This is a genomic window from Bacillus massilinigeriensis (assembly GCF_900117315.1).
GTDB classification, from domain to species: Bacteria; Bacillota; Bacilli; order Bacillales; family Cytobacillaceae; genus Bacillus_BE; species Bacillus_BE massilionigeriensis.
On sequence record NZ_LT630337.1, the window covers coordinates 3,827,128 to 3,841,092 of the forward strand.

9 protein-coding genes and 1 pseudogene are annotated in these 13,965 nt (G+C 35.6%); 4 read left to right on the forward strand and 6 right to left on the reverse strand.

The window, feature by feature from the left end; all coding sequences use genetic code 11:
* Positions 1-29: 29 nt before the first annotated feature.
* Positions 30-4,343: a GLUG motif-containing protein gene (locus tag BQ6100_RS18910; protein WP_075983080.1), complete on the reverse strand. Its 4,314-nt coding sequence runs from the start codon at positions 4,341-4,343 to the stop codon at positions 30-32.
* A gap of 139 nt (positions 4,344-4,482) precedes the next feature.
* On the opposite strand from BQ6100_RS18910, the gene BQ6100_RS18915 reads away from it, so the two are divergent.
* Positions 4,483-5,187, forward strand: coding sequence for a toxin regulator (locus BQ6100_RS18915; RefSeq protein WP_075983081.1), 705 nt, complete (start codon positions 4,483-4,485; stop codon positions 5,185-5,187).
* Positions 5,188-5,237: 50 nt separating this feature from the next.
* Here BQ6100_RS18915 and BQ6100_RS18920 read toward each other — a convergent pair whose 3' ends face one another.
* The 4 genes from BQ6100_RS18920 to BQ6100_RS20890 are packed head-to-tail and all read right to left on the reverse strand — an operon-like array spanning position 5,238 to position 9,468.
* Positions 5,238-5,897 (reverse strand): response regulator transcription factor, encoded by a 660-nt coding sequence (locus tag BQ6100_RS18920; protein WP_075983082.1) that lies wholly within the window; start codon positions 5,895-5,897, stop codon positions 5,238-5,240.
* 24 nt (positions 5,898-5,921) lie between these two features.
* Positions 5,922-8,480 (reverse strand): PAS domain S-box protein, encoded by a 2,559-nt coding sequence (locus BQ6100_RS18925; protein ID WP_075983083.1) that lies wholly within the window; start codon positions 8,478-8,480, stop codon positions 5,922-5,924.
* Positions 8,481-8,515: 35 nt separating this feature from the next.
* Positions 8,516-9,232 (reverse strand): EAL domain-containing protein, encoded by a 717-nt coding sequence (locus BQ6100_RS18930; RefSeq protein ID WP_075983084.1) that lies wholly within the window; start codon positions 9,230-9,232, stop codon positions 8,516-8,518.
* A gap of 44 nt (positions 9,233-9,276) precedes the next feature.
* Complete coding sequence (locus tag BQ6100_RS20890) at positions 9,277-9,468, reverse strand: aspartyl-phosphate phosphatase Spo0E family protein (protein WP_084780496.1); 192 nt, start codon at positions 9,466-9,468, stop codon at positions 9,277-9,279.
* Between the two features lie 414 nt (positions 9,469-9,882).
* On the opposite strand from BQ6100_RS20890, the gene BQ6100_RS18940 reads away from it, so the two are divergent.
* From BQ6100_RS18940 to BQ6100_RS22090, 3 genes and pseudogenes are all read left to right on the forward strand, one after another.
* Positions 9,883-10,248, forward strand: coding sequence for a hypothetical protein (locus BQ6100_RS18940; protein WP_075983085.1), 366 nt, complete (start codon positions 9,883-9,885; stop codon positions 10,246-10,248).
* Between the two features lie 610 nt (positions 10,249-10,858).
* Positions 10,859-11,758: pseudogene (locus BQ6100_RS22085) on the forward strand (HAMP domain-containing protein); the annotation flags it as partial.
* Complete coding sequence (locus BQ6100_RS22090) at positions 11,753-12,700, forward strand: methyl-accepting chemotaxis protein (protein WP_390622447.1); 948 nt, start codon at positions 11,753-11,755, stop codon at positions 12,698-12,700. The pseudogene BQ6100_RS22085 and the gene BQ6100_RS22090, both read left to right, overlap by 6 nt.
* 124 nt (positions 12,701-12,824) lie before the next feature.
* On the opposite strand, the gene BQ6100_RS18950 is transcribed toward BQ6100_RS22090, so the two are convergent.
* Positions 12,825-13,400, reverse strand: coding sequence for a DUF5067 domain-containing protein (locus BQ6100_RS18950; protein WP_235816554.1), 576 nt, complete (start codon positions 13,398-13,400; stop codon positions 12,825-12,827).
* Positions 13,401-13,965 lie beyond the last annotated feature (565 nt).

Genomic DNA, 13,965 nt, shown 5'->3' on the forward strand with positions numbered 1-13,965 from the left:
GGAAGGTGCCTGTCACCCTTCTGTGCTGTTTACCTCAATATCGGATAACTGCCATTCATCTCCCATATATTAGTGAAATCCCAATCAACAAAAGTATCCTTATCCTTCATTTCTAATGTCGTTTTCGGAGTTCCCTTATCTGAGCCAGTAAAACCTGTTGTGTCACTATCATAAAAGCTCGAGTTGATTATTCCTTCACTTCGGAAGTTTAGTCCAACTAAACCGCCCATTACTGACAGATTTTTATTTCCAAGTATTTTCCCCGTAGAATATGAATTCGTGATAGTACCTTTTGCGTCCAACTTACCTACTAGACCACCAATTCCAGATGGACTTGTTACTCCCGAGGCATCTACTTCAGCTGTAGAATAACAATTTTCAATTATTGAAGCATTGAGATAGTTATAACCAACCAATCCGCCTACGTTAGTCTCCCCTATTATGAACGAGTCATCTGATACACTTGATTTCCTAACCACTCCATAATTCAATGCAACTAATCCACCTACATTAATTGATGATCCAGAGATTTTGCCATGATGGACACTTGTGTTATTAATTTTTCCTTTATTAATAGATACGAGGCCTCCTACATATTGGTCTCCCGAGATTTCTACATTGTCCAAAACAACATTTGATATTTGGCTTTCAGGAGTATCTATTTCGGCAATAAGTCCAGCAGCTTTTTGGGATGTTATTGTAATTTTAATATCCTTTGCAGCCACATTATTTATAATAGTTTTTGTAGAGGTATAATCCTCAGTCCCAATTAATCCTCCAGCGAAATTAGCACCATTTAAGTTGACACCTTCAATATTAATATCCTCAAGATTGATATTCCCTGCAGTTCCTATTACGCCGCCGATTTGATTATACCCTGACGCATCAATTACAACTTGTTTAATATCAAGTGTGTGAATAGTACTACCTATTGATTGACCAAGGATACCACCAGAATCAGATTGTGACTTAACATTTATATTAGAGGCTGTGACATCCGATATTTGACTTGATTGGTCATAACCAATAAGGCCTCCATTAAAAGTGGAACCGCTTATTGTTAAATTAGATGCAGTAATACCCGAAACCTGTCCATTATCTAGCCTACCAATCAAATTTCCACTTTGACTTCCCCCGGATAAATTTACTCCTACAATTTCTATGTTATTGACTGACCCATCCTTGACATACCCAATGAATCCACCCGAAAAATTATCCCCATGAATCCGGGCATCAGAAACACTACAATCTGAAATTGTACTACTAAAAGCTGTCCCAACTAGTCCCCCGGTTTGTATCCACCCAGTTACATTTATATCATCCAATTTCAAATTTTTAATTGTTGCTCCGTCTATAAATCCAAATAATCCAGTATATTGACTCTGACTAGCTCGATTAATTATTAAGTTCCTAATCGTCTTCCCATTTCCATCTATAGAACCAGTAAATCGATTTGTCTTATCTCCAATAGGCACCCAGCCTTCTCCCTGGTCAAACGGATCCTCACTTAAATCAATATCATCACCTATTTGATAATGAGCATCCAAATGTTTTCGTACCTTATCCAGCTGTTGCGCATTCATTATAATAAATGGATTCTCAACGGACCCATCGCCCCCAGCGAATTCGCTTTTCCCTGGAATATCTTTAATTTCAACTGATTTGGTCGAGGAATTCAATTCCTTCTGAGGCTTTGCCATATTTCCTCCAAGATCACTTATTGAAACCTTTGATGAATCAGATTGAATGGTAATATTAGTTTTTTCCGCAAGCTTCATTGCTGTTGTTATTCCCAATGTAGCCGTTACAACATTATTTTCAATTTTAAATGAATCTGTTGAATCAAAAGAGTAATCTTGATTTTCTTTTAAAATAAAATCATCCACCAAGTCTGACTCTATTCCATTAACATCCTCAGAGAAGGTAATAACGATTTGGTCACCCCTATCAACACCATTGCTATTCACATCTACAAAACTAGCGCCGATGATTACTGGTGCCGCTGAATCGGTGGCTTGAACATATATTTTTTTATACTCGGTCCCACTAGCACTTTTAATCGTAATGCTTGGGTTCTGTCTTACCTTTGGTGAAAAATTAGTGCCCGGCACCGGCTGGACTTTTATCGTAATGTAATTCAGCTCCCCATTTGTATAAGCTGCATCACCTGGTATTCTTCCGCCCTTATCTGTTGCCTGAATACTTAGGACATCAAACCCTTCCACGGTAAAAGAATTATTCGACACTGTCGATGGATCGATGTTCTCATTAAACTTCAGACGAACCGTTTCCACCTCACCATCCTGTGGACTTACTCCATCCTTTCCATCCAGCATGACTACCTCCGTCAAATCTGCCGGTTGATTGAATGGCTCGACTTCCGTTACCGCAACAGTCTGACCGACCTTCTTCGCCTTATAACTCGTAGCATTTCTCTCCACTACCAAGACAATTTTGCCGTTTGGAACTGCAATTTTTCCACCAACGGGAAGCACCGTCCAACCAGAAACATCATCATCTAACTTTGGCTTCCCGGCATTTGCTGAAGCTACATCATCAAACACCTTATAAGCATACTCATTCCCTGTCCCACGGTGGCCGGCTACTGATATAATCGTTTGATTATCACTGTCATCATCATCCACAGAACTTACGGTTAAGCTTCCAATCGTTGGTGCCTCACCTGGATGACTATCCATAGGCGGGGTGGTTGAAACAGGTGGATTATTCTTTACTACCAATCCTGTTGCTCTCAAAATTCTTCCATTGTTTATAACTGTTACAGTTTCACCAACACTCGGGTCCTTTTTCATTTCCATAACTTCAGTATTGGCTCCAACATCAATACGAGAATTTGCATTTAAAATTTGTACTAAAGTCCTACTCAAATCACCGAATAATTGCATGATGCCGCCTTTCTCTTTAGCAGCAACTTGTACCTTATAAATACTCGCACCATTTTCAGCTGAGAGGTTTCCTGCTGTTTCAAATACAATTAACTTGATTTCTGTATGATTTTGAACGGTTAAGTCTGATAAGGATCGTTTGACATACACCGTGGTTTTTGTAAAATCACCTTTAAATTTGGTTGCAGAACGTTGAATGGCAGCCTTTGGACTGAGTTGAACGGTTTCAATATTAGCCCCTGTCTCCGAGTTCAGGATTGCTGAAGTAGTGACATTAAGCTGTTTCAAATTTAACCCCTTGGAAAAATTAATCATGGAATTTTTACCTGTAACGGATACCGTGGATTCAGAAAGTTCACCACTCAAAGTAGTCCCACCCCGGCTTCCCGGCTCATTTGAAGCAATCTCCATTTGTTCAAAGGTACCTTTTTCCTTTGAATCAATTGAAATCAATCCATTTGTTCCAGCTTTCTCAGCCAGATGAAGACAACGGACTTTGGTTCCTTTATCGGCTACGATATTCGCTCCGTTTGTATCATTAATCCTCATTGAATCAGCAATCACACTTTTTAGGGATAGCCCACTATTGGCAACATCCTCAACGATAATAGACCCACCCTGGCATTGGACCCTATTCACTTTCACATTGTCTAAGTAAACCGTTCCTGCACCTGTCGAATCGCCCTTAATGATGATATTTCCGTTTACTTCAGCATTTGCTAGTTTTATATATTTTCCTTTACCAGCGACAATGACGATCGATTGATTATAGATCTTTTCTTGCCCTATTTTTCCTCCAAAGGTTGTTGGACGATTGGCAATTATTGATTGTGATACTAGTATAGTTTGATCAAATTGATTTTTTAATTTACCAAAGGAACCATTTAGTAAGGAATATAATTTCGTTTGGCTCTTCCATAGGCCCTTATCTTTTGCTTCCTTAAATAGTTTTTCAATATTTGTTTTTTGCTTGATGGCTGTATTTGTGTTGTTTGTCTTTAATGCTTTATTGAATAAATTGATTCCATCTTTAATAGAGATGGCAATGCTGGCAGTTGCATTTACTTTTGTTGCGGTTTTCATGTAGTAATTCGAAAGCCCGTCTCGCATTTGTTTCTCTGTTACTTTTTTAATTAATGGACTATTTTTCTTAATAGAATCGGTTAATTGTTTATTCCTTAAAATGGTGGTGCTATTTACAATTCCTTGATTTAAAAGGGACTTTACTTCCTTTGATTTTGCTGCGATATTCTTGCCTGCCTTAACAGCCTGGTATAATTTCATCGCATTGTTGTAAGGCACCTTAACATTTTGACGCAAACGAGCCTCAAAAACTTTTCGATTCTTCCCCTTTTCCTTCTGAATAGCTTTTTCTGAAGCCTTTAATGCTGTTGAGGTTTGCTTCAGTAGCTTGTACTCTACTTGGGTGACAGGCACCTTCCAGTTTTCTGGAAGGTGCCTGTCACCCTACTCTCCTTTTTATCCCAACTTTTGTAAAAATTACGTATAAATTTCAATTCTTAGTTCTTTATAATTTACAATGTATTGATTATTAAATAATAAAAGGGGAATTTATATGAACAAAGTACTAGTATTTTTAAAAAATAGATGGAAGTATGTATTAACCGCTGTAATTGCACTTATGATTGGATCCACTTTTGGTCCCTCTAATGATGAATTAGCGTCAGCTTTGAATGACAAAGCGGACTTAAATAGCCAAGTAAAAGATAAAAATTCAACCATTAAAGAAAAAGAAGCCAAGATTAAAGACTTACAGGCGAAAGTAGATGAAGCGGCCCCTTGGTTTAAAATGAAGGAAGAAGAGCGTAAGAAAAAAGAAGCTGAAGCCAAGGCAGAAGCAGAAAAGCGGCTAGCAGCCGAAAAGGCAAAGAAAGAAGCTGAAGCAAAAGCAAAAGCCAAGGCTGAGGCTGAAGCTAGGGCTAAAGCTGAAGCAGAAGAAAAGAAAGGCTATGAAACAGGCATTACTTATGATCAATTAGCTAGAACTCCTGATGATTATATTGGAAAAAAGGTAAAATTCCACGGAAAAGTTGTTCAAGTTATTGAGGGTGACGATACAACACAAATAAGATTGGCTGTAAATGATGATTACGACAAAATTATTTTTGCTGAATTCGATAAATATGCTGTTAGCCAAAGGGTATTAGAAGACGATAAGATTACGATATTTGGATTATCTTCTGGTTTAGTCACATACCAATCAACTATGGGAGGACAAATTTCCATTCCTGGTGTTTCTATTGATAAGATTGAAATGTAAAAAGTTAGGGTGACAGGCACCTTCCAGTTTTCTGGAAGGTGCCTGTCACTCTATGGGAGTATTTCTTCAGTAAGGAGCCCGAGTTCTTTTGCTTTTTTTACGGCTTCGGCTCTTGAGCGTACGCCTAGTTTTTGGAATATTGCCGTAAGATTGTATTCCAGGGATCTTTGACCTATTAATAATAGTTTAGCTATTTCTTTGTTACTTTTCCCCTTTGATACATAATAGAGTATTTCTTCCTCCCTTTTTGTTATCGTAATACTAACCAATTTCTTATTCTTGCTTTCTTCCTCCATATAAATCTTTACTCTACGCAGTTCCCTAAATAATGATAGGGGAATGACCGTTTCCCTTCGAAGGGCACATCGAATCGCTGTAATTAATTGCTCTCTTGTAGAGGTTTTAGAAATAAAACCTGAAATCCCAGCTTCGCAAAGGGAGTTAAAATGGGGGAATATTTCAAAGCCGGAGTAGATTAATATTATTGCTTCAGGGTCAAGACTTAATACTTTCTTAGTTAATTCGATTCCATTCATATGGGGCATATACAAATCGAAAAGCATAACATCAAAATGCTTCATTTGTATTAAATCGATTGCATTATAAGGACTTATTTCCACGGTTACTTCCATATCCTCTTCTTTTTCAATTAGTAACTTGGTCCCCTCAATGACAGATGGATGATCATCAACAAGTAATATTTGTATCATATCATTCCTCCCATTTTGTATTGTTTATATTGGTAGAATAACTTTTACTTCTAAACCCCGATTTGGTGAGGAATGAAACACCACTTCTCCCTCCATACTCTGTATTCTAGTTTTAATTCCAGAAATCCCAAGATGTTGATAGGAATTCGTTTTTAATGCCAGGTCCATTCCAATCCCATTATCTTTATAAAGTAATTCTAGTAAGCTTTCTTTTATTTCCAAAGATAAAGTAATATCAGTTGCTTTTGAATGTTTTGTTGCATTATTTAATAATTCCTGAAATACTCTGTATACTCCCATGATTTTTTCTTCATTAATATAGTCGCAATTCCCATTATAGTGAAAATCAATAGTATAATCAGAATATAATTGATGAAAAGATATTAATGATTCTAAAGCTTCAATTAATCCCATTTCAGCAAGTAAAGGCGGGCGTAATTCATTACAGGTGATTCGAATTTGGTGAATAACATCCAGTAAGCCTTCTGAAATTTGAGATAACTCTTCAAAAATGTCAATCGGTAATTTAGTATTTGAAAGTAATGTTTCTAACCTTCTATACCATATGATTTGATCTTGTAATGCTGAATCATGTAAATCACTTGAGAGGTATTGTCTTTCCTTTTCTGAAATATTAAATAGCAATCGTAACATCCATTGTGGAGTACTATTTGTATTTATCTCAGACTCCAATTGCTTGGAAAGATCTTCGATTATTTGCAAATTTTCATAGAGAGTTGATACATACTGAATAATCGTTTCTAACCAACTAATTTCTACGTCATCAAAGTCATTTAATGTGTGGTTATCTATCTTTAATAAAATAATTTTGTCAGAATTTCTCCATATTTTCAAGTAAAGATCTTCCTCGATTGCCGTCGGCTTTCCATAGGGGATTTTACTCTTTTTTTCATTTGTTCGATCAACCTGAATGACCGAGACATCATTCAACCCTAGTATTGTGTTGATTTCTTTTAACAATCTTCTTTCTATATCAGGTACTTTCATCACCCTTCTCAAGTCATGCGCAAAATTGTTGATACTATGATTTAATTTTTGATATCGTTCTTTGTTTCTTTTTAATTCATTTGAGGTCTCATGAATAAGAGTTATGTCTTTTGCAATCCCGTGAATTCCGATTGTCTCATTGTTCTCAATGACAGGAATAAAGGTGACATTTAACATTAATGGATTTTTTTGAAGGGTATTAATTATTATATCCAAATTTTGAGGCTGATTTAGAGTGATAACTTTTTTTACGCATTCTTCCACAAGGTATTTATTTTGGTCTGATACAAAATCAATGAAACTCAATTTGTCTATTAAATAGTTGCCTAATTCCAATATTTCCTTCATAGAGATATTACAATTAATAAATTCACCATTCGTATTTAAAGTAAATACCCCATCTATATGGTTATCAAATAGTGCTTTAAATCTTTGTTCGCTAAGCTTGTATTTATTTTCATATTCTTTTAATGAGGTAATATCCAAGAATATCCCGTCTATTCTGATTACCTTGTTATGTGCGTTCCTAATAGCATGAGCCATACAGCGAATCCATCTTTTTTCATTTTTATTAAAAATAATTTGAAATTCATCAATAATAAAATCAGTATCCTGATATCTATTGATGTCAAAAATCTCAAATGGTTTCATGTGGTTGGAGTCAATCATTTTATGAAGAATACGGGGATTTTCTGAGAAGTCTTCACTTGAGATTCCGATTACATTTATAGTACTAGTTGAGCAGAAATTTAAGGTACTAAAATTGTTATCGGTAGACCAAATGGCAGCTTGTATATTATTCATGATATATTCTAATTGTTTCTCTTTCGTCTTTCTTTCACTTACATCACGGGCTACTATTACGGAATATTCTGCCTGTTTATCATCATCTAAGACAGGCATTACTCTTGACTCGATATCGATGACCATTCCATCTTTCCGAAGAGCCCGATACTCTAAATCCACTGGCCTATTCTCTCCAAAAACAAAAGTATGTAACTGTGAAACTCTCTCTATGTCATCTGGATGAATAATTGAAAAGGCCTTTTTTCCTTCATATTCTTCTTGCTTATATCCGGTAATAGATTCTAACGATGGAGAAACATAACGAATAAAACCATTTGGGTCAACCAGCATTACTATATCAGATGTGTTATTGGCAATTAACTCATATTTTTCGTTTGTTTCCATTAATTCTTTTTCTAGCTTTTTTTGTTTTGAACCACTTTTAAGAATTAAAGCATATCCATCTATTTCTCCAATATCGGAATATACAGGCAGGAAGTCAATCAGTACATTTAAGAGCGATCCATCTTTTGTGTATCTACTGCTTTCGTATCCATAAATACTACCGCCATACATAATTCTTCTTTGTAGTTCTTGATATTCATCGAGCAAATAATTCGGCATAAATGGGCTGAAGTTGATCTCACCTACTTCCCAGCCATAAGTATGCAAAAAAGAGGGATTAGTCCAAATAATTATCCCCTTTTTATCAATTATATATATTGGATCGGAAAACGATTTTAAGAGCTGATTTGCTATTTTTACTAAACTACTTTTAGTGTTTACCATCGCAAATTCTCCAATTCCAGTTTATTAGTACGGATTTATCCTAATTTTAATAGAGAACAAACATTCGAATGATTGTTTGAAATATGGATGTTTGGAGCAGGCTTCCCAACTAAAAAGCCTTGTACCATATCTATACCAAAACTTTTAACTAGCCGCAGGTCCTCTTCTCTTTCTATTCCTTCTGCAATGACTTTTGCTGAACCCTTAAATAGAGATACTAGTTTTTGAACCACCTCTTGCTTCTTTGTATTCTCAGAAAAGTTCTTAAAATAATAACAGTCAATCTTAATAAAATCGGGGGCTAAATCAATCCAATGCCTAAAGGATGAATGACCAATACCAAAGTCATCAATAGCAATTTTGACCCCTCTTTCTTTTAAATAAGAGATTCTATTTTTGATTTTTTCCCAATCTTTAATTTCCATACGTTCCGAAATTTCTAAGGTAATAGATTGCGATGAGAATCGTTGCCTGCCCCACCAATCCATGAAATCATCTTGAATCATTGTTGATGGAAGGATATTAACAAAGAGATTACCAGTTGAATGATGTATTTCCTGGCTCAGAGCAAGTTCAATGGAGTGCTTATCTAGCTCAATTAATGTTCCATCCATTTCAGCCTGACGTAATAACTCATTTGGTGTTCTTGTATCCGGAAACAAGCATCTTATTAATGCTTCATATCCATCTATCTTTTCCCTTCCCAGATCATAGATGGGCTGATACCAATGAACAAAAGAATACTTAGACACTTTTCACTCCCCCCCTTGATCGTATACTCTCTATTGATTATTGGTTATTTCTTAAATAATTGCTGGTACTTTATTATTTTTGTGTCAAGAAATTGACTAATTTGAACTACTTCGGGATTTGAAAAGGTTTTTTCCATTGCTATTTTGTACATTTTCATTCTCAATCCATTTATTTCTCCTTTTAAAGTATCTAGATCATAATAATTATTTTTCATATACTTCACCCTTTTTTTCATCTATAGTATAATTTTACCATTTCATTTCAAAAAAGTGAGCGCAATTCTCTTTCGGAGGCGCGCAAAAATATTTTAGACATATTACACTATTAATTTTTCATCTTACTTAATAGTTCTTCCATCATTCTGTTATTTTCACTTAGCAAATCGGCTAATTCCTCGATTTCAGGCATAGCCTGCGTCTCTTCCTTAATAAGCACATTCTACTTTTAAATCAAACGTTTGATTTAAAAGTGACAGGCACCTTCCAGTTTTCTGGAAGGTGCCTGTCACCCTGTTAACTATATTTTTGATATTTGGATGGGACGAGGTACCTGTCCCTGTGTCCCGCACAAACTAATTTTCTGTTTATTACTATAGTGATATACTTTATTTATCAGACTGATAGTTATAAATAGTAGGAGTGGTGTTGAGGTGAAACTAGCAGAGTTGATTGATAATATCAATAACAGTGTTGAAGATCTTGATTTCGTTACTGCAAGAAAATATATTGAGGGCAATTTAAGCATACTGCAAGATAATAAACAATTGCTGAAAAGTAACGCAAGAGAAATTCATAAATTTTTAACAGAACAATTAAATTCTGGAGTCAAACCACTATCAAGAAAAGATCTTTCCATTATCAATGCTATTAATACATATGCTTATAAATTCGATTTAATGGGGATTAAGGTAATCCTAAAGGAAAACGCGCAGATATTTATGAGAGATGATGTGATTGCATATTTGAATAGCGATGCTAAAGCCATCTTAACAGGGATGAAGGTAATAAGAAAATAATAGGTAATAGATTGATTAAAAAGTGACAGGCACCTTCCAGTTTTCTGGAAGGTGCCTGTCACCCTATCCCTCTTTGTCCCACCTCCACCTATGTCCCACCATTCCCATTACAAAATTGTGAAGTAAGTAACAAACTCATTGAATAAATCTCTATAATCCGATAAAATGAGGCTTTCGTAGACAATTTTATACATTACCATCTAATTCACCTTAATAATTATGAAATAAAGGTAAACTATTCGAATGAATATGAATCAAAGCTATTGGTCTACGTTTTGTGAGCTAGGAAAGCTCAACAAACTAAGGTCGCCTAGTTTCCCATTCTTTGGCTATCTTATGTTTTGTAGAATAGCCTTTTTGGTGGAAATATTATTACGGTATTATCGTTTGATAGGAGAAATGGAGATGATGAACGGAAAGTTAAAAACAAAAATATTGAATAAATTATTTGGATAATAGAAAGGTAGTAAAACAAATGAAAAACATCTTAAGATTCTTTAAAAACATAAAAACAAAATTGATTTTCTCCTTTGCGATTATTTTGATCGTTCCTACCATAACGATTGGGTATCTATCCTTTTTATCAGCAAAGGATGCGATTCAAGCGGAGATGCTTGATGGATTTAGTGAGAGTTTAGGGTTGTTAAATTCAACCATTGATAATACAATTCAGCCGAAAATGAATGATATTGGCTATTTAGCCCAAAATATTTCAAGTCAATCCTATCAAAAACAGGGGCTAAAAGAATTGATTCAAACCTTTGAACAATATGCTAATATGCACCCTGAGGTGGATATGGTTAATGTTGGTACTGAAAAGGGGCAATTTTTTCGCAAGCCTGAGGTGGAAATAAAAGCGGGCTATGATCCAAGAGTGAGAGATTGGTATAAGGCAGCTATGGATAAAAAAGGGGAAATTGTTATATCACCTCCATATGTAGATGCTAATACAGGGAAAATGGTCTTAACTCTTTCACAATCCACAAAGGATGGTTCAGGAGTTGTTTCAATAGATCTTTCCTTAGGCTATATTGAAAAGTTAACGAATCAAGTAAAAATTGGAAAACACGGTTATGCTCTTTTGATTGATGCAGATAAACAAATTGTTTCCCATCCAACGCAAAAAGGTGGAAGCAAGGCAACAGGAAATTATGTTGACAAAATGTATAAACAAGAGACAGGGCAATTTAATTATACGGACAAACATATCGATAAAATTATGAGCTATAAGACGAATGCATTAACAGGATGGAAGATTGGAGGATCCATTGATTCTTCTGAAGTAAGTCAAAAGGCTTCACCGATACTTAAGCATAGCATTCTTATTATCATAATTGCATTGATTATTGGAGCAGTCGCTATCTATTTAATAACAAAGTCCATTATCTCTCCATTGAAAAAATTAAAACACCAAGCATTAGCCATAAGCGGCGGTGATTTAACAGAAGTAATTGAGATTGATACCAATGATGAAATAGGCGAATTAGCAGGTGCCTTCAATGAGATGTCAGATAACCTCCGCCATTTGATTACGGAGATTAATAGCAGTGCAAGTCAAGTGGCTGCTGCATCTCAGGAGCTTTTTGCAACAACGGATCAAACCACTCAGGCCACCAATCAAATAGCTTCAGATATTCAAAGGGTTGCAGAGGGGGCAGAGAGTCAGGTTATTAGTTCCGAAGAGAGCTCACTGGCGATGGAGGAGGTATCCCAAGGGATGCAAAGCATTGCTGAATCCTCATCATCGGTAAAAGACTCAGCAGAAAGAACCACTACATTATCTGAACAAGGAAATGAATTAATTCAAAAAGCTATGCTACAAATGGAGTCCATTAGTACAGCAACAGAAAATACTACAACTGCCATTTTTCAATTAACGGAACGTTCTCACGAAATCATTAAAATTATTGAAGTGATAACTAGTATTGCAGATCAAACTAATTTGCTAGCATTAAATGCAGCAATTGAAGCAGCTAGAGCTGGGGAGCATGGAAAGGGATTTGCTGTAGTTGCAGATGAGGTCAGAAAGTTAGCGGAGCAATCTCGAGACTCAGCCACACAAATTGTCACATTAATCAACGGCATTAAAGAAGATACCGAGGTGGCAAATAAAGAGATGCTTGGCAGTGTTAAGGAAGTGACCTTAGGGAGAAAAGTGATTGATCAAACAGGTGAAGCCTTCCAAGAGATTTCAAAGGCCATTGCCTATGTTGGTGCACAAATTCAAGAGGTTTCAGCCACGTCTGAACAAATATCAGCGAATACACAACAGGTTACTGCAACGATTGAACAACTAGCTTCTATCGCTAAGGAAGCATCCGTTGGCTCTCAAAATGTCGTAGCGGCCTCTGAAGAACAACTAGCATCCATCGAAGAAATATCCACCTCAACTGAATCCTTAAGCCAATTAGCACAGGATTTACAAGAAATGTTAACAAAATTTAAGATATAGCAAATAGGGTGACAGGCACCTTCCAGTTTTCTGGAAGGTGCCTGTCACCCTAATTTTATATTTTTGATAGTCTGGATGGGACGAGGTACCTGTCCCTATGTCCCTACAAGTGTTTTTTAAACGTTTATTTAATGTTGAAAATTTGTTCACCTATTTTATCGCCACCAACACCTTGTGTAGCAATTAATGTTACAGGAGTTTCTAGATCATCTAATTCATATGCTACTGCATTTTTAACTGTACCATCTTTTTTAATTGTTTCTAATTGGGATTCGAGAAATTGGTCATCTGGAAGTCCACCAACTTCAAGAGTGTTAACTGCATTAGGATTATTGTCTTGTACTGCTTCAAAAACTGCCATCCATCCAGTAGAAGGGTCAATTTCTTTATCACTTAAATTTGTTACTTCATACCAAATTGCAAAAACAGGTTTTTCACCGTATTCATTTCCTTTTTCACCTGCTCGAATAACTTTGGTTTCTGTAATTTTAATCTTTAAATCATTTAATTTTGCTTCATTGTCTTTAAAGTAAACATCTTTATTATTTGCTGCTTTTTCTTCATTTCCTTTTGTATTTTCTGTTGTTGCTTCATTATTTGCAGTATCAGAATCAGTATTCTTTGCTTCGTCTTGATTACCACCACAACCAGTAATTATAAAAAGTGTAAGTAATGAAATTATTAATAAAGTTTTCTTCATTATGTTCCATATCTCCTTATGTTTTAAAATTTAATAATATTATTGTAACCAAGAATTGCTCAGCCCATAGCGAGTTTTGCAATGAAAAAATTACACGCAAAACAGGTATGTGGGACAAAGGGACAGGTACAATGTCCCACCATAAGTAACGATTTCTAATTACATGCTTTTTCTGCACAGAAACAATCTATTATTAATTGTTTGGATGGGGCAAGGTACTTGTCCTCGCTGGCGTCCCTCTTTTAACGTTCTTCTCGTAAAAAGCCTTGCAGAGATTTTCTCTTAACAAAACTTTCTTTAATTCACCAACACTTTCTTGCTGGGACGAGGTACCTCGTCCCACACATGTCTACTCAAGTGATTTCTATAGATTGTTTTATCATTTAAACAGTGATACTGTACCTCCCCCTTGTCCATAGGACTATTTTAATCTCTATACGCCATTTTGCAGGGATTTATGTAACCGTGTTGAATAAAATAAATACCCCAAATTGATCCACTTATTTCTTTCCATCACTTATCTCATTTCAACATTCCTAATTTTAAAAAAATTATTATTCAAAGG

What these genes read in the sequence shown, in the direction of transcription:
- BQ6100_RS22090 (WP_390622447.1), top strand. Translation starts at nt 11,753, where the DNA reads ATGTCAGATAACCTCCGCCATTTGATTACGGAGATTAATAGCAGTGCA.
- BQ6100_RS18950 (WP_235816554.1), bottom strand. Translation starts at nt 13,400, where the DNA reads ATGAAGAAAACTTTATTAATAATTTCATTACTTACACTTTTTATAATT.
- BQ6100_RS18920 (WP_075983082.1), bottom strand. Translation starts at nt 5,897, where the DNA reads ATGATACAAATATTACTTGTTGATGATCATCCATCTGTCATTGAGGGG.
- BQ6100_RS20890 (WP_084780496.1), bottom strand. Translation starts at nt 9,468, where the DNA reads ATGAAAAAAAGGGTGAAGTATATGAAAAATAATTATTATGATCTAGAT.
- BQ6100_RS18915 (WP_075983081.1), top strand. Translation starts at nt 4,483, where the DNA reads ATGAACAAAGTACTAGTATTTTTAAAAAATAGATGGAAGTATGTATTA.
- BQ6100_RS18925 (WP_075983083.1), bottom strand. Translation starts at nt 8,480, where the DNA reads ATGGTAAACACTAAAAGTAGTTTAGTAAAAATAGCAAATCAGCTCTTA.